24 protein-coding genes are annotated in these 20,392 nt (G+C 64.8%); 10 read left to right on the forward strand and 14 right to left on the reverse strand.

Annotated elements, in window-relative coordinates; all coding sequences use genetic code 11:
• Positions 1-65: 65 nt before the first annotated feature.
• Together BKY27_RS07165 and BKY27_RS07170 are read right to left on the reverse strand one after the other, a co-directional pair.
• Positions 66-1,055: an NAD(P)H-quinone oxidoreductase gene (locus BKY27_RS07165; RefSeq protein ID WP_071673775.1), complete on the reverse strand. Its 990-nt coding sequence runs from the start codon at positions 1,053-1,055 to the stop codon at positions 66-68.
• A 3-nt stretch (positions 1,056-1,058) separates the two neighbouring features.
• Positions 1,059-1,760, reverse strand: coding sequence for a COQ9 family protein (locus BKY27_RS07170; RefSeq protein ID WP_084667889.1), 702 nt, complete (start codon positions 1,758-1,760; stop codon positions 1,059-1,061).
• A 114-nt stretch (positions 1,761-1,874) separates the two neighbouring features.
• Between BKY27_RS07170 and rpsU the strand changes: the two genes are divergently transcribed.
• On the forward strand, positions 1,875-2,081 hold the full coding sequence (gene rpsU, locus BKY27_RS07175; protein ID WP_071673777.1) for a 30S ribosomal protein S21: 207 nt from the start codon (positions 1,875-1,877) through the stop codon (positions 2,079-2,081).
• A 154-nt stretch (positions 2,082-2,235) separates the two neighbouring features.
• Positions 2,236-2,628 carry a GFA family protein gene (locus BKY27_RS07180; protein WP_071673778.1) on the forward strand — a complete coding sequence of 131 codons (393 nt, stop codon included), beginning with the start codon at positions 2,236-2,238 and terminating at the stop codon, positions 2,626-2,628.
• Between the two features lie 72 nt (positions 2,629-2,700).
• On the opposite strand, the gene BKY27_RS07185 is transcribed toward BKY27_RS07180, so the two are convergent.
• From BKY27_RS07185 to BKY27_RS07205, 5 genes are all read right to left on the reverse strand, one after another.
• A complete protein-coding gene (locus BKY27_RS07185; RefSeq protein ID WP_071673779.1) occupies positions 2,701-3,348 on the reverse strand; it encodes a hypothetical protein in 648 nt (215 codons plus the stop codon).
• Entirely contained in the window at positions 3,348-3,488 is a 141-nt protein-coding gene (locus BKY27_RS07190) for an aa3-type cytochrome c oxidase subunit IV (protein WP_071673780.1), read from the reverse strand. Before BKY27_RS07190 ends, BKY27_RS07185 begins: the two co-directional genes overlap by 1 nt.
• Positions 3,489-3,583: 95 nt before the next feature.
• Positions 3,584-4,084, reverse strand: a complete 501-nt coding sequence (locus BKY27_RS07195) for a DUF6173 family protein (protein ID WP_071673781.1) — start codon at positions 4,082-4,084, stop codon at positions 3,584-3,586.
• Positions 4,081-5,109 (reverse strand): MBL fold metallo-hydrolase, encoded by a 1,029-nt coding sequence (locus BKY27_RS07200; protein ID WP_071673782.1) that lies wholly within the window; start codon positions 5,107-5,109, stop codon positions 4,081-4,083. Before BKY27_RS07200 ends, BKY27_RS07195 begins: the two co-directional genes overlap by 4 nt.
• Positions 5,106-6,803, reverse strand: a complete 1,698-nt coding sequence (locus BKY27_RS07205; protein WP_071673783.1) for an acyl-CoA dehydrogenase — start codon at positions 6,801-6,803, stop codon at positions 5,106-5,108. Before BKY27_RS07205 ends, BKY27_RS07200 begins: the two co-directional genes overlap by 4 nt.
• A 103-nt stretch (positions 6,804-6,906) precedes the next feature.
• Between BKY27_RS07205 and BKY27_RS07210 the strand changes: the two genes are divergently transcribed.
• Complete coding sequence (locus BKY27_RS07210) at positions 6,907-7,866, forward strand: L-threonylcarbamoyladenylate synthase (RefSeq protein WP_071673784.1); 960 nt, start codon at positions 6,907-6,909, stop codon at positions 7,864-7,866.
• 48 nt (positions 7,867-7,914) lie between these two features.
• Here the strand turns inward: BKY27_RS07210 and BKY27_RS07215 are convergent, their stop codons facing one another.
• On the reverse strand, positions 7,915-8,472 hold the full coding sequence (locus tag BKY27_RS07215; RefSeq protein ID WP_071673785.1) for a YqgE/AlgH family protein: 558 nt from the start codon (positions 8,470-8,472) through the stop codon (positions 7,915-7,917).
• 154 nt (positions 8,473-8,626) lie between these two features.
• Between BKY27_RS07215 and BKY27_RS07220 the strand changes: the two genes are divergently transcribed.
• Positions 8,627-9,442 carry a protein-disulfide reductase DsbD domain-containing protein gene (locus BKY27_RS07220; protein WP_084667890.1) on the forward strand — a complete coding sequence of 272 codons (816 nt, stop codon included), beginning with the start codon at positions 8,627-8,629 and terminating at the stop codon, positions 9,440-9,442.
• A gap of 289 nt (positions 9,443-9,731) precedes the next feature.
• Here the strand turns inward: BKY27_RS07220 and BKY27_RS07225 are convergent, their stop codons facing one another.
• On the reverse strand, positions 9,732-10,073 hold the full coding sequence (locus BKY27_RS07225) for a DUF2853 family protein (protein ID WP_071673786.1): 342 nt from the start codon (positions 10,071-10,073) through the stop codon (positions 9,732-9,734).
• Positions 10,074-10,343: 270 nt separating this feature from the next.
• Between BKY27_RS07225 and BKY27_RS07230 the strand changes: the two genes are divergently transcribed.
• On the forward strand, positions 10,344-10,955 hold the full coding sequence (locus BKY27_RS07230) for an HD domain-containing protein (RefSeq protein ID WP_233491792.1): 612 nt from the start codon (positions 10,344-10,346) through the stop codon (positions 10,953-10,955).
• A gap of 149 nt (positions 10,956-11,104) precedes the next feature.
• The gene (locus BKY27_RS07235; protein WP_071673787.1) at positions 11,105-11,530 is read left to right on the forward strand and encodes a BrnA antitoxin family protein; all 426 of its coding nucleotides are present in this window, start codon (positions 11,105-11,107) and stop codon (positions 11,528-11,530) included.
• Positions 11,531-11,787: 257 nt separating this feature from the next.
• On the opposite strand, the gene ahcY is transcribed toward BKY27_RS07235, so the two are convergent.
• Positions 11,788-13,182 (reverse strand): adenosylhomocysteinase, encoded by a 1,395-nt coding sequence (gene ahcY, locus BKY27_RS07240; RefSeq protein ID WP_071673788.1) that lies wholly within the window; start codon positions 13,180-13,182, stop codon positions 11,788-11,790.
• Positions 13,183-13,617: 435 nt separating this feature from the next.
• Here ahcY and BKY27_RS07245 point away from each other — a divergent pair, with 435 nt between their 5' ends.
• The gene (locus tag BKY27_RS07245) at positions 13,618-14,214 is read left to right on the forward strand and encodes an HD domain-containing protein (protein WP_071673789.1); all 597 of its coding nucleotides are present in this window, start codon (positions 13,618-13,620) and stop codon (positions 14,212-14,214) included.
• A 6-nt stretch (positions 14,215-14,220) separates the two neighbouring features.
• Here BKY27_RS07245 and BKY27_RS20130 read toward each other — a convergent pair whose 3' ends face one another.
• Entirely contained in the window at positions 14,221-14,388 is a 168-nt protein-coding gene (locus tag BKY27_RS20130) for a hypothetical protein (RefSeq protein ID WP_158514967.1), read from the reverse strand.
• A gap of 96 nt (positions 14,389-14,484) precedes the next feature.
• Here BKY27_RS20130 and BKY27_RS07250 point away from each other — a divergent pair, with 96 nt between their 5' ends.
• Positions 14,485-15,360, forward strand: a complete 876-nt coding sequence (locus BKY27_RS07250; RefSeq protein ID WP_071673790.1) for a LysR family transcriptional regulator — start codon at positions 14,485-14,487, stop codon at positions 15,358-15,360.
• Positions 15,361-15,406: 46 nt separating this feature from the next.
• Here the strand turns inward: BKY27_RS07250 and BKY27_RS07255 are convergent, their stop codons facing one another.
• From BKY27_RS07255 to BKY27_RS07265, 3 genes are all read right to left on the reverse strand, one after another.
• The gene (locus BKY27_RS07255; RefSeq protein ID WP_071673791.1) at positions 15,407-15,838 is read right to left on the reverse strand and encodes a hypothetical protein; all 432 of its coding nucleotides are present in this window, start codon (positions 15,836-15,838) and stop codon (positions 15,407-15,409) included.
• A 48-nt stretch (positions 15,839-15,886) separates the two neighbouring features.
• Entirely contained in the window at positions 15,887-16,444 is a 558-nt protein-coding gene (locus BKY27_RS07260) for an ActR/PrrA/RegA family redox response regulator transcription factor (protein ID WP_071673792.1), read from the reverse strand.
• 85 nt (positions 16,445-16,529) lie between these two features.
• Complete coding sequence (locus tag BKY27_RS07265; RefSeq protein WP_071673940.1) at positions 16,530-17,168, reverse strand: SCO family protein; 639 nt, start codon at positions 17,166-17,168, stop codon at positions 16,530-16,532.
• Positions 17,169-17,296: 128 nt separating this feature from the next.
• On the opposite strand from BKY27_RS07265, the gene regB reads away from it, so the two are divergent.
• Both regB and BKY27_RS07275 read left to right on the forward strand, forming a co-directional pair.
• Positions 17,297-18,703, forward strand: a complete 1,407-nt coding sequence (gene regB, locus BKY27_RS07270; protein ID WP_071673793.1) for a sensor histidine kinase RegB — start codon at positions 17,297-17,299, stop codon at positions 18,701-18,703.
• Positions 18,704-18,791: 88 nt separating this feature from the next.
• Positions 18,792-20,384 (forward strand): PAS-domain containing protein, encoded by a 1,593-nt coding sequence (locus tag BKY27_RS07275; RefSeq protein WP_146636204.1) that lies wholly within the window; start codon positions 18,792-18,794, stop codon positions 20,382-20,384.
• The last annotated feature ends 8 nt before the right edge of the window (positions 20,385-20,392 follow it).

Below are 20,392 nucleotides of genomic sequence, written 5' to 3' on the forward strand. Positions count from 1 at the left end.
TCGGGGTGTCGTGCCATGGTCCCCGCGAGTCGGGGCCGCGTCGCCGCCTTTGGCGGCGAAACCTGTCAGCGCACCTTCAGGACGATCTTGCCGATATGGGTCGAGCCTTCCATCCGGGCATGGGCCTTGGCGGCGTCTTCCAGCGGGAACTCGGAATCCATCACCGGGCCAAGTTTGCCAGCCTCCAACAGGGGCCAGACGTTTTGCGCCAGCTCTGCGGCAATGCGCGCTTTGGCGTCAACACTTTGGGGGCGCAGGGTCGAGCCGGTCATGGTCAACCGACGCGTCATCAGCGGCGCGAAATTCACCTCGGCCTTGGGGCCTTGCAGGAAGGCGATCTGCACCAGGCGTCCGTCCTCGGCCAGCGCCGCGAGGTTGCGGGGAATATAGGGCCCGCCGACCATGTCGAGGATCAGGTCGGCCCCACCTTCGGATGTCATCACCTCGACGAAGTCCTCATCGCGGTAGTTGATCGCCCGCTCCGCGCCCAGATCGACGCAGGCGGCGCATTTGTCGGCGGACCCCGCGGTGGCAAAGACCCGTGCGCCGAATTCCCGCGCCAGTTGGATCGCCGTGGTTCCGATACCGGAGGACCCGCCATGGACGAGGAACCGCTCGCCCGCGCGCAAGCCCCCGCGCATGAAGACATTGGACCAGACGGTGAAATAGGTCTCGCACAGCGCCGCGGCGCGGTCCATCGCCATGCCCTCGGGCACCGGCAGCGCATGATCGGCGAAGGTCAGAACGTAGTCGGCATAACCACCGCCGGGCAACAGCGCCGTCACCTTGTCGCCAACCTGCCAGCGTGACACGCCCGGCCCAACGGCGGCGACGGTCCCCGCCGCCTCCAGTCCCGGCAGGGGCGAGGCATCGGGCGGCGGGGCATACATGCCCGCGCGTTGCAACGCGTCGGGGCGGTTCACCCCGGCATAGTCCACCGCGATCAGGATCTGGCCCGCGCCGGGCATGGGCACGGGCACCTCGACCGGGCGCAGAACCTCGGGGCCGCCGGGTTTGCTGATTTCCACGGCGCGCATGGTGTCGGGAACGGTCATGACTCAGAAATCCTCTTGCCTTTTCGGGGTGCCCCAATGTCCGGGCATGTCGGCCATGGCGCCGGAGCGAGGCGGTTTGATGTGGCCGAGCAGCCAGTTCGGCCCGGCCATCAGGGGTTTCAGCAGCGGGCTCTTGTTGACCTGTGCCTTGAATTTCTCGAACCGCATCACGTCCTCGATCCGGCGATCGAGAAAGGCCCATGTCGCCGCGTGCCCCTCGGAATGATCACCAAGCCAGTAGAGCACGACCGAGGAATATACACCCGACAGCGTCATGCGCTTGGTATACCAGTTGTGATCGTCCGAGGTGTCGCCAATCGTTGTCCAGATCGCGTCGGCTGTTTCCCACAGCGCCCGCGCGCCGTCGCCTGCATGGATCGGCAGGGCAAAGAGCGTGGTGCCGCGCCGCACGGCTTCCTTGTCCATCTCCATCAATTCCAGCCGGGTGCGAATCGCATGGGTGATTTTCTCGCGGATCTTCAGGCCCGCCAGAACCTCGGGCGTCAGGGCCGCCACCATGGCCGCATCGCCCCGCCGGTGAAAGGCCACCGCCAGATCGACCGGGCCGCGCGGGAACAACGCACGCACGGCGGCCTCATCGGTGCCGGTATCGCAAACCGCGGCTTTCAGAGTGGCATCTGACCAGCCGTCGAAGACGACATGGATCAGGGCAGCATCGAGGATTTGGTCCTTCAGGTCTTGCATCGGGGTCTCCTTTCGGGACGCTGTGCGGATGCTGGACATATAGCCGGGCCTTTGCTATAGCGCCACCTCCTGCAAATTCTTGCAACTCAAACTTAGAAAGGTGGTGAAAACCACATGCAGGTTAGCGTTCGTGACAACAATGTCGATCAGGCCCTTCGGGCTCTGAAGAAAAAGCTGCAGCGTGAGGGTGTTTTTCGTGAGATGAAGCTCAAGCAGCATTACGAAAAACCGTCCGAGAAAAAAGCGCGTGAGAAGGCCGAAGCAATTCGCCGTGCTCGCAAACTGGCTCGGAAGAAAGCGCAGCGCGAAGGGATGCTCTAAGCACCTTTCAGGCTTTGCGAACCAAAGGGTGGCTTGCTGCCCGAAAAGACGCCCCCGCGCCGCCCGGCCCGGGGGTATTTTTTTGCCCGCTTGCCACACCGCCCCTGCGCCAGTCAGACTTGTTGTGGGCCGAAGTGGCGCGAAGGGGCGAGGTATGGACAAGGTCGAGGGCGGGTGCCTGTGCGGCGATGTGCGGGTGGTGGCAACGGGGCGGCCCTACCGGGTGGGGCTGTGCCATTGCCTTGATTGTCGCAAGCATCACGGCGCCCTGTTCTACGCGGCGGCGGTGTTTCCCGGTGGCGCGGTGCAGGTCACGGGCGCGACACAGTCCTACGAGGGGCGGCATTTCTGCCCGCGCTGCGGGTCATCGGTCTTTGCGTGCAGCGATGATGAGGTAGAGCTGCATCTGGGCGCGCTGGATGAACCGGACAGGTTCCGTCCGACCTATGAAAACTGGATGCTCCGTCGCGAGGCTTGGTTGCCGGCGTTCCCGCTGGCCCGGCATTTTCCGCAAGACAGACAGGGCGGGGGCCGCTCGGAGGACTGACGCTACACTCCAGCACAAGAAAACCCCCGCCGATTGGCGAGGGTGCCGGGATTTCACGATCGTGACCTTGGCTCAGGTGCCGCCGGTGATTTGGGCTGCGCGTTGCTGGCGCAGTTCGGTTGCGGCCTGACGGGCCAGAATCTCGGTATTGTTGTCCGAGTCGTCATCGTAAATCTCTCGGGTCTGAACCCCCGCCAACGTGGCGAAGTTTTCCATCGTCCGAACCGGGAAATAGGACCGGCTGAAATCGTCGTCCCAGCCCGGCACCTGGCTGAGGATCGTGGAAATCGACAGCGAGCATTGCGCCTTGGGCACGGCGCCGTATTCCTGCACGGCGCGGGACAGTTGTGCCGCGACCTCGGGCGTGACCTCCAGCCGCTGCGCCACCACGTGATAGGTCGAGCGGGCGTGGTAGTCGATGTAGAAATCCAGAAGCTGCGGCGACATGCCGAAGAACACGTCGTTGCGCTCGGGCGCAGCAGGGTTGCGCCAGGTTCCCGCCGGGTCGAACAGCAGACGCTGCGCCCCGTCAATCATCAGCGCCGAATGCCCCCCCGCGCCAGAGCGGTTCGAGATCATCGTATAGAGCGTGATGGTGGGCGCACCTGTGGGTTCGTAGCGGGCGCGCGCCACGGCCTCATCCGGGGCCCAAACCGGTTCGGCCCCGCAGGCGGCAAGCCCGAGGAGAAGCCCAAGGGCAAGGAGCGCGCGCCGAACCATTATTGGAAGAACAGCGCCAGGATCACCACCACCAGAAGGCAGAAGATGATCCCGTTGGTCAGAAACTTCACGAAGCCGTTGAAGGTTCCTTCCTGCTGGTGAATGTCCATTTCGCCGTGCTTGTGGGTGTGTTCAGCCATGGATCGGGGTCCCTCATGTCGTCCTGTTGAATGCGTCGCGATTCGAATTAGCCCAATTCGCCGCGTCTGTCACGGTCCGCAAAGCGCCGCAGTGCCTAGCTGTTGCCGTTGGACCCCGGTTCGGGTTCGGCCTCGGGGGGCGTGTCCCCCAGATCTGCGGCCAATTGAAAGCCGATGCGGTGCGCGGGCTGATCCGGCAGACGCGGCAGTGCGCGCAGGGCCACGTTCAATTGGCTGACATGCTGGATCAACTGGGTTTTGAGCCCCGAGCCATCACTGCCATAGAAGGTCAGGATATCCGGGGCGAAGAATCCCATCCCCTCGATCCGGATCACGCCCGTGTCGGAGCCGGCAAAGCCCATGGCGACCTCGTGCTCGGAATCGAGCTGTTCCTCGAAATTCTTGATATAGAGGATGATCCGCTCATAGGCCCATTCCGCCGGGGATTTTTCCTCTATCGGCTTTTCCTGAACCTTCGCGGGCAGGGGCATTTCCTCGGGGGTGGGGCGGGCACCGGGATCGCAATGCACCACCCGCGCCTGCGGCAGGGCGGCGTTTTCCATCGCCTCGGCCGATGTCTGGATGTCGTTGGTCATGTCCCGTCCGTAAGTTGCCAAAGCCACGCGCCGTCATCGCGTTTTTCGCGCGTGACCTCGCCCAGGGCAAGCAAATGGTTGAGATGCGCCACCGCCTCGACCATGGCGAGGCCATAGGTGCCTTCGCCGATCTCTCGCTTGAACAGGGGTTTGAAGCAGTCGGTGGCGACGCGCGGGCGATCAAGGTGATCACGCAGACGTGACAGCGCGCCGTGGTGGTTCTCGATCAATTGGTGCAGCCGGTCGGGCAGGCCGGTGAAGGGCAGCTTGTGGCCGGGCAGCACAAGCTGGTCGGCGCGGGCATAGCGCGCGAGGTGGCTACAGCTTTCGATCCAGTCGGTCACGGGGTCGGCCGCGGGTTCGGTCGCGTAAACGCCCAGATTGGGCGAGATCGACGGCAAGAGCTGATCGCCGCCAAGCACGAGCGGTGCGTCCCGGCACCACAGGGTGGCATGTTCCGGCGCATGGCCGTGGCCGATCCGCACCTCCCAATCGCGGCCGCCGATGGGCAGCACGTCGCCCTCGCGGATGCGGGTATACCCAAGCGGCATCGGCGCCACGACATCGGCGAAGTTGAACGGTTTTTCAAACCGCCTCTTGGCGTAAATTTCGGCGTCCATCCCCGCTGCTCGCCAAAAGGCCAGGGTTTCCTCGGTCGGGGCCTCTTGCTCGTCCAGGACCAGCATTCGCGCCATCAGCCACGCGGTGCGGGTGGTGACCAGCTCGGCCCCGTTTTCCTGAAACCAGCCGGCAAGGCCGACATGGTCGGGGTGGTGGTGGGTCACGATCACGCGGGTGACGGGCAGCCCTTGCAGCGGCCCGGCCAGCGCGGTTGTCCAGATGTCGCGCGCTTTGCGGCTGTCAAAGCCGGTATCGACGATGGTCCAGCCCGCGCCATCGCGCAATGCAAAGACATTGACGTGATCGAGCGCCATCGGCAGCGGAAAGCGCAGCCACAGGATGCCCTCGGCGACCTCGATCGCGTCGCCGGGGGCGGGGGGTGTTTCGAACGGGTAGCGGATCACGCCGCGAACTCGTCGGCGCTGAGGGCATATAGGTCGTCCGCCCCGGTCAGCGCCTGCGTCAAAAGCCCGTGCGCTTCTGGCAGCAGACGTCCAAGGAAGAACGTCGCCAGCTTGCTGCGCGGTCCGGTCCCGCCCTCTGCCAGGGCGGCCTTGAGGTGATAGTGCCCGCCAAGCACGCGCGCCACGGCCATCAGGTAGGGCACGGCCCCGGCAAAGCGGTCGTTCATCTCCATGCCCACAAGCGTTTCCGTCGCTTGGCGCAGGGCGGTGGAGCCTGTCGCCAGCCCGGCATGGTCGCCTGCCGTCGCGGTTGCATCGACCTCATCGAGCAGGGCGGCCATCGCGGCCCCGCCATCCATCATCTTGCGTGCGACAAGGTCCATCGCCTGAATGCCGTTCGTGCCCTCGTAGATCGCGGTCACGCGCACGTCGCGCAGATATTGCGCCGCGCCGGTTTCCTCGATGAAGCCCATGCCACCATGCACCTGGATGCCAAGCTGGCTGACGGCGATCCCGGTTTCGGTCCCATAGGCCTTGGTCACCGGGGTCAGCAGCGCCGCCCGCGCCGTCCACGCGTCGTCGCCGGTCGCCTTGGCCATGTCGATCGACAGGGCGTTGTCGAGGGCGATGGCGCGGGCGGCGAAGATCTCTGCCTTCATCTGCATCAGCATCCGGCGCACATCGGCGTGGTCGAGGATCGTTCCGGTGCCACCCTCGACCGGGCTGCGGCCCTGCTTGCGCTCAGTCGCGTAGGCCAGCGCGTGCTGATAGGCGCCTTCGGCGGCGCACAGCCCCTGCACGCCAACGCCGAGCCGCGCGTTGTTCATCATGGTAAACATTGCCGCCATCCCGCCATGCGGTTTGCCGATCATCCAGCCGGTGGCGCCATCATACTGCATCACGGCAGTGGGCGAGCCATGCAGGCCCATCTTGTGCTCAAGGCTGACGACGCTCAGGCTGTTGCGCGCGCCCGGTTCGCCGTTTTCATCGGGAATGAGTTTCGGCACCATGAACAGGCTGATGCCCTTGGTTCCCGGCGCACCATCGGGCAGCCGCGCCAGCACGAGGTGGCAGACATTGCCTGAAAAATCGTTGTCGCCCCAGGAAATGTAGATCTTTTGCCCCGTGATCGCATAGGTGCCATCGCCATTAGGCTCTGCCTTGGTGCGCAGCGCGCCCACGTCAGAGCCCGCCTGCGCCTCGGTCAGGTTCATGGTGCCACACCACTCGCCCGAAATCAGCTTGGGCAGGTAGAGCGCCTTCAACTCGTCGCTGGCGTGATGTTCCAGCGCCTCGATCTGGCCCTGCGTCATCAGCGGGTTCAGTTGCAGCGACAGGCAGGCCGAGCCGATCATCTCGTTCACCGCCGTCGTCACCGTCATCGGCAGGCCAAGCCCGCCATAGCCCGGGTCCGCCGACATGCCGACATAGCCGCCCTCTGCAATCGCCTTGTAGCCGTCGGCAAAGCCCGGAGAGGTACGCACGACACCGTTTTCCAGATAGGCCCCGTGCGCGTCTCCGCCCCGGTTCAGGGGGGCCAGCACGGTTTCGGCCATCTTGCCCGCCTCGGTCAGGATCGCGGTGACCATGTCGGGGCTGGCCTCGGCGAAGGTGTCGGTCGCCGAAACGCGGTCGAAGCCGACGATATGGCTCATCAGGAAGTCGAACTCGGATACGGGGGCGGTGTAGGGCATGGTCACTCCTCCTTGGCATGGCGCGCCGCGCGCGCTATGGGCCTGTCTCTGAGGCAGATATTTTGCGATATCGCCCCCGATCAACAGAAACGTTACGTCGCTCATGGCCCACGGCAAGACTGAAATCCTGATGCCCGATGACGCAGGGGTGGCCCGCGCGGCCCGCCTTGTGGCCGATGGGCAGATTGTGGGCCTGCCGACCGAAACAGTCTATGGCCTTGCAGGCGACGCCACCAGCGACCTTGCCTGCGCCCGGATCTTCCAGGCCAAGGGGCGGCCGCGGTTCAACCCGTTGATCGTGCATCTGCCGACGCTTGAGGCCGCCGAGCGGATCGCGGACCTGAACGCCACCGCCCGCGCCCTGGCCGCGACCTTCTGGCCCGGCCCGCTGACCATGGTGTTGCCGCTGCGCACGGGGCACGGGCTGTCGCCGCTGGTGACGGCGGGACTGGACAGCGTGGCGTTGCGCCTGCCAGCCCACCCGGTGATGCGCGCGGTGTTGCAGGCATTTGGCGGCCCCATCGCCGCCCCCTCGGCCAATCCCTCGGGGCGGATCAGCCCGACCACGGCAGCGCATGTGCTGGCGGGGCTGGAGGGGCGGATCGCGGCGGTTCTGGATGGCGGGCCCTGCGGGGTCGGCGTCGAGTCGACCATCCTCGCCCCCTCCGACACCGGCACGCGGCTGTTGCGCGAAGGCGGGCTGCCGCGCGAGGCGGTCGAGGGGCTGACCGGCCCGCTTGTCACCGATACCACGCCCGGCAAGGTGCAGGCACCGGGGCAGTTGTCCAGCCATTACGCGCCGGGGGCGCCGGTGGTGCTGAACAGCGATCTGAGCGACCCGAAGACCATCCGCGTGGGCTTTGCCCAGGACGGCCCCGACCTGACCTTGACCGCCAGTGGCGACCTGACCGAAGCCGCTGCCAACCTCTTTCGCGTGCTGCATGAGGCCGACCGGCTTGCAACCGAGCGCAACGCCCCTGCGATCCACGTCGCGCCGATCCCGGGCACTGGCCTTGGCCGCGCCATCAACGACCGGCTTTCGCGCGCCGCGGCCCCACGCTGAGGCCGCCTCTCTTCAGAAGGGCCTGAGACGGCGCGCTCCTCGCCCGGGTCAGGCGCGTCCGGCGTCGGCGGACAGCATAAGCGGCGACACGCCCAGCTTTTTAAGGGCAGCCTCCCATTTGCCATCCATGTCGCGGCCAAAAACGATCCCGGCATCGGCGTCGCAGGTCAGCCAGCCGTTCTGCTGGATCTCGGCCTCCAGCTGTCCCGGTGCCCACCCGGCATAGCCGAGCGCCATGACCGCCTGCTCCGGGCCGTCGCCATGGGCAAGGTCTTCCAGCACATCGAGCGTCGCGGTCATGCCGAAGCCGCCAACCACATGCATGGTGTTGCCGTCTTCGTCGTAATCGTCGCTGTGCAGCACGAAGCCACGCCCGGTTTCCACCGGCCCGCCGAACAGCACCGGCACCTTGGGCGGGGAAATCGCCTCGATCCCCAACTGGCCGATCATCTGCGCAAAACTGAGGTCGCTGACCGGCTTGTTGATGATCAGCCCCATCGCCCCCTCGTCGGAATGATCGCAGAGAAAGACCACAGCCCCGGCAAAGCGGGGGTCGCCCATTCCGGGCATGGCGATCAGGAGGTGGCCTGTGAGATTTGTGGACATCTGCACCTTGTTCTTTCTGCCCGGTCAAGCATGTGCGGAATCCCGTATATGTGCAAGCGGGCAAGGGGGGAACGCGCCAGATCGGCAACGGATGACAGCGCTTTCGCCAAAACGTGACTTCCTTTTGCCAAAGCGAGGCCATACCTGTCTTGCGATGATGAAGAGAACGCTTTTCCCCGCGCTGGTCGCACTTGGTCTGATGGCGGCGACAGCGGCGCAGGCCGACGCGCCCCTGTCCGATTCCGATATCGTCCAGGTCGAGCTCTTGCAGGGCTGGCGCCGGGACGACGGCAGCCACATGGCCGGGTTGGCCATTCATCTTGCACCGGGCTGGAAAACCTATTGGCGCGCCCCGGGCGAGGCCGGCATTCCCCCGCATCTCAGCCTGCGCGACCGCGCCGGGCTGGAAGGCGTGGATATCCACTGGCCGGTGCCCGAGGTGTTCGAGTCGAACGGTATGCGGTCCATCGGCTATCGGCAGGACGTGGTGTTTCCGCTGGAACTGACGCTGACCGAGGGCACCGGGCCGATCCGTCTGTCGGGACAACTGGAAATCGGTGTCTGCCATGACATCTGCATGCCGGTGACGCTGCGCCTGCGCGGCACATTGCCCGCCGGTGGCCATCCCGACCCGCGTATCGCGGCCGCCCTTGCCGATCGCCCGCTGACCCGCGCAGAGGCGGGGGCGGGGTCGATTGCCTGCACCCTGACGCCGATCTCGGACGGGCTGCGGATCGAGGCGACCATTCCCATCGCCCGTCAGGGCGGGGCCGAGGTGGTGGTCTTTGAATTGCCCGATCCCGGCACCTGGATTTCCGAGGCCGAAACCGCGCGCCACGGCAACACGCTGACAGCGACCGCTGATATCGTGCCGCCCGATGCGGGGCCCTTCGCGCTCGACCGCTCGACCCTGCGGATCACGGTGCTGGGCGATGGCCGCGCCGTCGAGATGACCGGCTGCCATGGGTAGCTGCGGTGTCTATACGGGCCACTGAAGTCACGGCAGCCACCAAAGCGTGACGTGACATGCCACAACCAACGAAAAAGGAGGGTCCCGACCCCCCGGGACCCTCCTACACCCACGCGCAATCGCTCGCTCCGCACGTGTTCTATAAGGGTCCGCCATCCTGGTCGGGACAGGTAGACCCTAGCCCACGAACCTGCGACTGCGCAAAGGAAATGCCCGCTGCATTTTAGCCAAACCGGAAATGAAAAGGCCCGCCGGATCGGCAGGCCCCTTGTCGCAAGCGGCGTCCGGCTCAGCCGTAGACGCTCTCTTTGCCGAAATGTTTGGTCAGCAGGTAATAGATCACGGCGCGATATTTGTTGCGCTCGGATTTGCCATAGGTGTCGATCGCCGAGTTGATGGCGTCCATTAGGGCGGGGCCGTCGGACAGCCCGAGTTTCTTGATCAGGAAGTTGTTCTTGACCGTCTCCAACTCGCTTGCCTGAGACCCGGCAACAGTCGAGGCGTCCGCGTCATAGATCGCGGGACCGCAGCCGATGGTGACCTTGGTCAGCAGGTCCATGTCCGGCTCCATCCCGCATTTGCTGCGCAGGTCTTCCGCGTATTTTGCGATCAGCTCGTCGCGTTTGCCCATGTTGATCTCCCCGTTATTCTCAATGTCATTCGGCCCTGTCGGGTCGCGGGTATGAAACCCGCCTCTCCTTTCGCTGACAACGAAAAACTTTGGTTATCCCCCGAAAAGGGCGGCCAAATGCAGCGCAATGCGGGTTGGAGAGACGATTTTCAGCCGGTTTCCCAAGCGTCAGGCCGAGGCAGGCGCGGTATCGGAAACGGCCGTGTCGTGGACCACGATGACGGCTAAGGTGGGGCCGAATACCCGTCCATGCAGCAGGAGATCACGACGATGACAGCCGAACACACAGTCAGTTTCACCCAGATGAAGAACGGGACGAAAGAGGATTACAAGCTGTTGGAGAGGCTCGAAAAACCCTATCTGGCCCTGACCGCCGACCGCGTGTTGGACGAGCTGCGCCGTCAGGGCGAGGTGTCGCTTGAAGGATACCGCATCACCCGGCTGGAACACGGGCTGCAATCCGGCACCCGCGCGCTGCGGGATGGGGCGGATATCGACTGGGTTGTCGGCGCTTTATTGCATGATATCGGCGACGGTCTGGCCCCCCAGAACCACGACCGCTTTTCCGCCGAGGTGATCCGGCCGTTTGTGCGGGACGAGGTGGCCTGGGTTGTGGAACACCATGGAATCTTTCAGGTTTTTTACTACGGCCACCATTACGGCTGGGACCGCAATGCGCGCGATGAATTCAAGGATCATCCCTGCTGGCAGTGCTGCGCGGATTTCTGTGAACGCTGGGACCAGGCGTCTTTCGATCCCGATTACCAGTACGAGCCGCTGGAGGTGTTCGAGCCTATGGTGCGAGAGGTTTTTGGCCGGAAAGCCTATGATCCGGCGGTTTTGCAGGAAGGTGTGGTCAAGGGCCTGCCTCCCCTGGCGTGACTCCGACTTTCCCAAAACAGGGGGGTGCCATGCGTGCACCCCCTGTGCACCCCCCGTACACCCCGCGTGCAGACGAAACGCGGTTTTGACGGGTTTTTAAGAAAATCGTGCCAGTCTGCCCCGGACTTTCCCAACAAGAGTACCGGGCCATGACCATGGATGGCACACCGCTGAGCAAGAGCCAGCGCGAACATCACCACTACCTGACCGACGCGCTGGCGCGGGTCGAGTTCGACATGCACCACCGCATCTGGATCGACCGGCGCGTCCCCCGCTCGTGGGAGCGGATCGCGAACAGCCCCAGCCCCGACAAACGCCGGGTGACCATCCGCCTGGATGAGGACGTGGTAAAGTTTTTCCGCTCCATGGGCCGCGACTACGGCCCGCGCATGAACGACGTGCTCAAGGGCTTCATGCACGCCAAGCTGATGGGCCTGTTTCGCGGCGACGAGACCATCGACCAGTTCAAGGAGCAGGAGGATAACGGCCCCCACGAGCGCCCGGAATTCGGCTGGACCGACCGCCAGATGGCCGAGAGCAAGGCGTGGCACAAGGCGCGACGGGGCGAGGAGTAACGGGTCACGCGTGAGGGGTGAAATCACCCATCCGACGCCGGCCCCTGTCATCCCCGCGAAAGCTGTCACCCCCGCGACGGCTGTCATCCCCGCGAAAGCGGGGATCTATAACCCTGTCGCTTGTGGCGGGAGGTCCCCGCTTTCGCGGGGATGACAGGGGGTGGGAATCCCCGCGCCACCCCGCCCGGCGGTGCACAAACGAACACACCGGCCAACTTACGCTGGCCGGTGCTCCAAATTCCTGAACCGATCCGCCCTCAGTAGCGGTAATGTTCCGGCTTGAACGGGCCGTCCGGCGAGACGCCGATATAGGAGGCCTGCTCCTCGCTGAGTTTGGTCAGGCGGGCGCCGACCTTGGCGAGGTGGAGGCTGGCCACTTTCTCGTCGAGATGCTTGGGCAGCACGTAAACCTTGTTCTCGTACTGGTCGCCGCGCGTCCACAGCTCGATCTGGGCCAGCGTCTGGTTGGTGAAGCTGGCGGACATCACGAACGAGGGGTGCCCGGTGGCGTTCCCGAGGTTCAGCAGGCGGCCTTCGGAGAGCAGGATCAGACGCGCGCCCGAGGGCATCTCGATCATGTCCACCTGGTCCTTGATGTTGGTCCATTTGTGGTTCTTGAGATTGGCGACCTGGATCTCGTTGTCGAAGTGGCCGATATTGCCGACGATGGCCATGTCCTTCATCTCGCGCATATGCTCGATGCGGATCACGTCCTTGTTGCCGGTGGTGGTGATGAAGATATCGGCCGAGGACACGACATCCTCCAGCAGCACCACCTCGAACCCGTCCATGGCGGCCTGAAGCGCACAGATCGGGTCGGCCTCGGTCACTTTCACGCGGGCGCCGGCGCCGCGCAGCGAGGCGGCGGAGCCTTTGCCGACGTCGCCATAGCCGCAGACCACGGCGACCTTGCCGGCCATCATGGTGTCGGTGGCGCGGCGGATGCCGTCGACCAGCGATTCCTTGCAGCCGTACTTGTTGTCGAATTTCGACTTGGTGACGGAATCGTTCACGTTGATGGCAGGGAAGGGCAGGTGGCCCTTTTCCATCATCTGGTAGAGGCGATGCACGCCGGTGGTGGTTTCCTCGGTCACGCCCTGGATCAGGTGGCGCTGCTTGGTGAACCAGCCGGGCGAGGCGGCGAGGCGCTTCTTGATCTGTGCGAAGAGGGCAACCTCCTCCTCGGAGGTGGGGGTTTCGATCAGGTCGGTCTCACCTTCCTCGACGCGCGCGCCCATCAGGATATAGAGCGTGGCGTCGCCGCCATCGTCGAGGATCATGTTGCAGCCGCCATCCTCGAACTGGAAGATGCGGTCGGCATAGTCCCAGTATTCCTCCAGCGTTTCGCCCTTGATGGCGAAGACCGGCACGCCCGTGGCCGCGATAGCGGCGGCGGCGTGGTCCTGGGTCGAGAAGATGTTGCACGAGGCCCACCGGACATCGGCCCCCAGATGCACCAGCGTTTCGATCAGCACGGCGGTCTGGATCGTCATGTGCAGGCTGCCCGCGATGCGCGCGCCTTTCAGCGGTTTGCTTTCGCCATATTCCTCGCGCAGGGCCATCAGGCCAGGCATCTCGGTCTCGGCAATGTCGAGTTCCTTGCGGCCATAGTCGGCCAGCGCAATGTCTTTGACGATATAATTTTCGGCCATCATGGGGCTCCGTTCCGGTACAGCTTTGCCACGGCACATAGCATCGGGCCAAGCTATCGGCAACGTGTGGGGCGCTGACCGCGACAGCGCGGGCCGGGGAAGCTCTTTCACGGGGGTGGACTTTGCGCTGGCGTGGCACTGAAACCGGCACCGGGTGGCAGAGCAGCCCCCGCGCTGGCTGCTCTGCCAAGGGGGGGAAGTCAACGGCGCGGGACTGATCGAGACATGGGGCACTTACGGGACCGGGCCAAGGAAACGCCGATCAAGGCGCTGATATAGCGTCATATTTTTTAAAGACAGGATCGGTATGCCCCCCGAAACCCGCCCGCCGCAGGCATAGTAAAAGGCCCTTTGCGGGAAGGAGGTCGTTGAATTCCTGGCGACGAGTTGGTTTTTAGGAGTTCAGCACGACCAAGGGCGCGATGGCGAGGACCGATGGCAAGACAGACACCAAGAGCGTGGCAGCGAATGCTGTCGGGACGCAGGCTGGACCTGCTGGACCCGACGCCGGTGGATATCGAGATCGAGGATATCGCCCACGGGCTGGCCTTCGTAGCGCGCTGGAACGGGCAGACGCAGGGCGATTTCCCCTATTCGGTCGCCGAACACTCGTTGCTGGTTGAACAGATCTTTGCGCGGATATCGCCCGAGGCGCCGGTCAAATGGCGGTTGGCGGCGCTGCTGCACGATGCGCCGGAATATGTGATCGGAGACATGATTTCGCCGGTCAAGGCGGCGGTCGGGCCGGGATATGGCGAGCTTGATGCGCGGCTTGCGGCCGCGATCCACCTGCGCTTCGGTCTGCCGGGCGCGATCCCCAAGACGGTGAAGGCCCGGATCAAGCGGGCCGACAAGGTTTCGGCCTGGTTGGAGGCGACGCAACTGGCGGGCTTTGCCGAGGCCGAGGCGGACCGGTTCTTTGGCCGTCCCGCCCCGGCATTGGCCGAGGGTCTGCGCCTGCATTTGCGCCCCCCGGCCGAGGTGCGCGCGGATTTCACCGCGCGGCACGAAGAGCTGTTGGCTCAGCTATAGTCTGACTTACCGAATCCCGGTATCTGACAGGCTTCGGCGCAGGCGGGCACGCTCGGCATCCCGCCGGTTCCGGCGCGTGCGATAGTCCTGCTGTTGGCGGTGCCAGTGGTCAGGTGCGTTCCACATATCAGTGCGTGTCGCGGTTTTCATGGCGTTGGAGAAGATCGAGAACATGGGTTTGGTCCTTTCGCTTTGATGCCCTCACCCTAGCGATCTTGCCCTTGCATCTCGAATCAGGAATAAATCTCATATGTTAGATCAGCTATCATAATGGATTGGCGCGAAATCCCCTCTCTGGCGGCGCTGCGAGCGTTCGAGGCGGCGGCCCGCCTGGAAACCTTTTCGGCGGCGGCGCGGGAATTGAACGTGACCCATGCCGCCATCGCCCAACATGTGCGCAGCCTGGAAGACCATTTCGGCCAGAAACTGATGCTGCGCGAAGGGCGCGGGATGCGGACCACGGCGGCGGGGCGGCGGTTGGCGGCGGACCTGGGCGAGGGGTTTTCGACCATCGCGGCGGGCGTGCGGACACTGATGGACAACCAGCGGCAGCGGCCCTTGCAGGTGACCATGACGCCCTCGTTCGCCGAGGCTTGGCTGATGCCCCGGATCGGCCAGTTCTGGTCGCGCCACCCCGATATCGAGGTGGCGCTGATTCCGTCGGTTTCGGTCATCGACCTGCGCCGCGACGGGTTTGACATGGCGCTGCGCTTTGGCGAAGGCGATTGGCCCGGTTATGACGTCGAGCCGCTGGTCATGAGCCCCTTCGTCGTGGTGGCTGCGCCCGATCTGGCCAAGGGGCGGATGCTGGACGAGATGGGCGCGCTCGACCAATACCGCTGGTTCACGTCAGAGGCGTCGCGCGAACAGTTGGTCTGGGGCCATGCGGCAGGGCTGGATATGGCGCGGATCAATTTCACCGAACTGCCTAACAACAGCCTCGCGCAGGCGGCGGCTCGCGCCGGGCACGGGGTGTCGATTCAGGCGCAGACGCTGGTCGAGGGCGATCTCAGGGACGGGCGGCTGGTGGCGCTCTATACCGGCGAGAGCGAGGGGTTGGGGTATCACATCGTGACCCCCCGTGGCCCGAAACCCCCGGCGTTGGCCGCTTTCGTGTCTTGGCTGCGGCGGGCGGCACGGGGGTAGCGCGTCATCCCGTCCTGGCGCGGCCTTGGCCCGAGATGAGGCGGGTCTAGCGGAAGAAGCAGGTGCGGCCGGACCAGAGCGTGGTGATCGCGGGGCCGGTTTCCTCGACCAACGCCCAGACCCCGCCAACCTCGAACTCTTGTCCAAGGGTGGTGTTCTCCATCTGCACCGCAGGCGGCATGTCGCCAACGGTCAACCCCCCGGCGGCGGTCAGGTCGGGCTCGGTCAGAACCCAGCCGCGGAAATCGCCGTCGACGAAATTCATCGTCAGCCCGTCGGCCCAGTAGGCCGCGGTCACGTCGCCGCAATCCGCCATGGTGGTGATGTCGGTCGGCTGCGCCCCCAGCAAGCGCGAGACGGTGGCAATCGCCCCCTCTTGCGCCCGGCCAAAGTCGATGCGCAGGTCTGTGCTTGCCGGTTGCAGGCCGCCCGCATCGGGGGTCAGGCCCTGCGGCGCGGGCCCTTCGGCGCCGGGCATGGCACAGGCGCAAGGGCGAGGGCGGAGAGCAGGAGAGCCGCGCGCATCTTAACGGGGGCTGCGCTTGGCGAGGATGCGCTGCAGCGTGCGGCGATGCATGTTCAGCCGCCGGGCGGTCTCGCTGACATTCCGGTCGCACAGTTCATAAACGCGCTGGATATGTTCCCAGCGGACGCGATCCGCGCTCATCGGGTTTTCCGGCGGTGGCGGCATGTCGTCTTCTTCGGCCAGCAGGGCCGCGGTGATGTCATTGGCGTCGGCGGGTTTCGACAGGTAGTCGGTCGCCCCGATCTTGACCGCGGCGACGGCGGTGGCAATCGCGCCATAGCCGGTCAACACGACGATCCGGGCATCGGGGCGTTTTTCGCGCAGGGTTTCCACCACGTCCAGCCCGTTGCCATCCTCAAGCCGCAGATCGACCACGGCATAGGCCGGCGGGCGGGCGGTGGCGATGGCGCGTCCGGCGGCCACGGACTCGGCGGCCTCTACCTCGAACCCGCGTTTTTCCATCGCGCGTTGAAGGCGCCTCAGGAACGGCTCGTCATCATCTACAAGCAGCAGTGATTTGTCTGGTCCGATATCCCGCAACGAGCGTTCCGTGGCCATGCGATCTGTCCTCCACGCATTGTCTTTGTGTCTTAGACGGAAATCCTCGTCAGCGTCAAATAGTCCGCTTGGGCCGAATGGCGACTCACGACCCTGCGGCATCCATGAAACAACTGATCCGGTCGGCCATTTCCTCGGGCGATTCATCGCGGCGGAAGAAATCGACAAAGCCGAAATCGGGGAACACCAGGTAGGTGAAGGTCGAGTGATCCACGAGGTAGAACCCGTCCTCGCCGGGGTCCTGGTAGTTGTAATAGGTGCGATAGGCACGCGACGCGGCGGCGGTCTGGTCGGGCGTGCCGGTCAGGCCGATCATGCGCGGGTGCAGGTTGTCGGTGAAGGCGCGCAGAACCTCGGGGGTGTCGCGCTCGGGGTCGATCGAGATGAAGACCGGCGTCACCATGCGGCCCTCGTCTTCGAGGATTTCCACCGCGACGGCGTTGCGCGCATTGTCCAGAGGGCAGACATCGGGACAGAAGGTGTAGCCGAAATAGATCAGTGTCGGCCCGGTGATGATGTCTTCATCCGTCACCGTCTCGCCGTCTTCCGACACCAGTTCGAACGGCCCGCCGATATCGCCCGAGCCGCCCGCGACCTGTGTGGCGCGGCATTGTGCGAACAGGTCTTCATCCTGATTGGCCCGCCCCCAAAGGATAAATCCGCCGATTCCGGCGATCAGGGCGGCGGTAAGAGCCAGAGCACTGGCGGCATAGACACGATTCATGGCGCAGATCCCTTGCGGTTCAACGCGCCGTTGATCGGGCATTCTTCCGCGTCTATCAATTCACGACTGCGAAACTGTGACAGAACGCCCACATCCCCTGTCGCGCCGAACCGAAAGCCGCGCCGCCCATGTCCCTTGATCCAGACCAGACACGCACCCTGCTGATGCGCGACCTGCGCAGCGACTGGGTGCGCTTGCAAACGCTGCTGGTCCTGCGCTGGCTGGCGGTGCTGGGCCAGACCGTGACCGTGGTGGTGGCCAGCTTCTATTTCGGCCTGCGGGTCGAACTGGGTCTGTGTTTTCTCGCCATCGGGTCATCCGTGCTGTCGAACATGATCGCAATGACGGTGTTTCCGCCAAACCAGAGGCTGCACGACTGGGACGCGATGCTGACGCTGCTCTTCGACCTGACGCAATTGTCGTTCCTGCTGTTCCTGACCGGCGGTCTCAACAACCCGTTTTCCTTGCTGATCCTGGCGCCTGTCACGATCTCGGCCACGGCACTGACCATGCGCTCGACCTTGATCCTTGGCTTTTCCGCCATCGTGATGATCACCCTGATCGCGTTTTACCACATGCCGCTCAGGATGCGGGATGGCGAGATGATCACCCTGCCGCCGCTCTTTCTGCTGGGGTTCTGGATCGCCATCGTGATCGGTATCGTGTTCCTGTCGGCCTATGCCCGCCGCGTCACGAAAGAGATCCACACGATGAGCCAAGCCCTTTTGGCGACGCAAGAGGCGCTGGCGCGGGAACAGAAACTGACCGACCTTGGCGGTGTGGTGGCCGCCGCCGCCCATGAACTGGGCACGCCGCTGGCGACCATAAAGCTGGTCTCGACGGAACTGGCCGAAGAGTTGGAGGATCACCCCGAACTGGCCGAAGACGCCCGCCTGATCCGCGAACAGGCCGACCGCTGCCGCGACATCATGCGCGACATGGGGCGCGCCGGGAAAGACGACCTGCACATGCGTTCGGCCCCCGTGGGCGCGGTGGTGCGCGAGGCGGCCGACCCCCATACCGACCGGGGCATCGAGGTGCTGTTCGACTTCGCCCCGAGCGAGGGCGGGCAGGCGGCGCAGCCGGTGATCCGGCGTCGTCCCGAGATCATCCATGGTCTGCGCAACCTCGTTCAGAACGCGGTCGATTTCGCCGACAACACCGTCTGGATCGAAGGCGTATGGGACGCCAAGGCCCTGCGCCTGACCCTGACCGATGACGGGCGGGGCTATCCCCCGGACCTGCTGGGCCGGTTGGGCGACCCGTTCCTGCGCCGCAGGAAGAGCCCGCAAAACAGCGCCAAGCGTCCCGGCTACGAGGGCATGGGTCTGGGCCTGTTCATTGCCAAGACCTTGCTGGAACGCTCCGGGGCGTCGATCACCTTTCGCAACGCGGGCGATCCGTTCCTGCTGGTCGAGGAAAGCGGTGCGCGTCGGGGCGCGGTGGTCGAGGTCTCTTGGCCGCTCGATGCGATCCGGGTGGCCGATCAAGAGGCCAAGGGACCGCTCGGGGAAAACCGGCAGATCCCGGTTTAACCCCTTATTAACCTTTAGAGAACATTGATGAATCTGCAGGCGTGGGGGACGCGCCTGTCTTTGGGACCAGTTTGACGGGGGCCAGATCGTGTTTTCCGATATGATGACCATGTTCTTCGTGGTGGGCAGCAGCCTGTTGGCCGCCGCCACCGCTGTCGGGTTCGGTCTGGTGCTGTTTCGCCGCGATCAGTCCGACACCCATGTGTTGCTGCGCGGCGTGGATCTGCCTTGCTCCTACACCTTTCGCGATGGCTATCTCCTCAGTGATGCAGTGCGCAATGACCCGTTTCTTGCCGACCCCGATGACCGTGTGGCCGCTTGGGGCGACCTGCGCGAAAGCCTTGTGGCGCTGAACCACGATGCCGGGCGCGCCATGGATGCGCTGCGAACGCGCGGCGACAGTTTTCTGGTGACCGCGCGGATCGGCGACGATGATCTGTCGGTCAGTGGGCGGCTGCAACAGGGGCGCAGCGTCGTCAGCATCTCCTCCACGACTCCGGGCAGCGACCGGCGGCTTGTCGATAGCGCCGGGCTCGACGCGATGACGGATGAGCTTGACCTGCTGCGCCACGCCCTCGCCTTCGGAGAGATGGCGCTGTGGCAAGAGGATGACACCGGCCAGATCGTCTGGGCCAACAAGGCGTATTTCGACCTGTTGCAGCGGACCGATCCGGCAGCCGAAACGCTGGTGTGGCCCATCCGCCGCCTTTTCCCCCCCGACAAAGAGGCAGAGTCCGGGTCGTCGAGCCGTGTCACGCTTGACCTGCCCGACAGCCCCGACCCACTGCGGTTCGAACACGAAAACACCGTCTATCAACGCGGTGCCCTGCATGTGGCCCGGCCGATCGACCGGCTGGTGGCGGCGGAAACCTCGCTGCGGGATTTCGTTCAAACCCTGTCGCGGACCTTTGCACAACTGCCCATCGGTCTGGCGATCTTCGACAAGCGTCGGCAACTGGTCCTGTTCAACCCGGCGCTGGTAACGCTTTCGACCCTGCCATCGGACTGGCTGTCGGCGCGCCCCGACCTGCCCGCGTTCCTTGATCGGCTGCGCGAACATCAGCGGATGCCCGAACCAAAGGATTACAAGGAATGGCGCGCCGAGATGGCCGCGCTGGAACAGGCCGCGCGCGATGGCACCTACCAGGAACTCTGGACCTTGCCCAACGGCCAGACCTTCCGCGTGATCGGGCGCCCCCATGCCGACGGGGCCGTCGCCTTCCTGTTCGAAGACATCAGCCAAGAGGTGACTCTGACACGCAAGTTCCGTGGCGATCTCGACCTTTACCAAGCCGTGATGGATGACAGCCCCGAGGCGCTGGCGGTCTTTGCCAAGGATGGGCGGTTGGTGTTCTCTAACGCAGCCTATGACACGATGTGGCCTGCCGCGACCGGCGCCGGGGTGATCGAGGCCAGCCGCCAGTGGCAAGAGGCCTGCGCGCCGTCGCCGCTTTGGGGCGACCTGCGGGATTTCGTCGGTGGCTTCGGCGACCGCTGTGCATGGAGCGAACCTGTCGAGACCGCCGACGGGTGTGGCCTTGTCTGTCGCATGGCGCCGCTCAAGGGCGGGGCGACGCTGGTTGGGTTTATGCCGCGAGGCGTGCTGGCATCCCCCCGCCCGAGAGAGGCCGCCCCCGTCGGCGGTGGCGACCGGCCCCAGATGGCGGCCGCGGCGCCCTGATCGTCGCG

This window comes from Nioella nitratireducens, from assembly GCF_001879715.1.
Lineage (GTDB): Bacteria > Pseudomonadota > Alphaproteobacteria > Rhodobacterales > Rhodobacteraceae > Nioella > Nioella nitratireducens.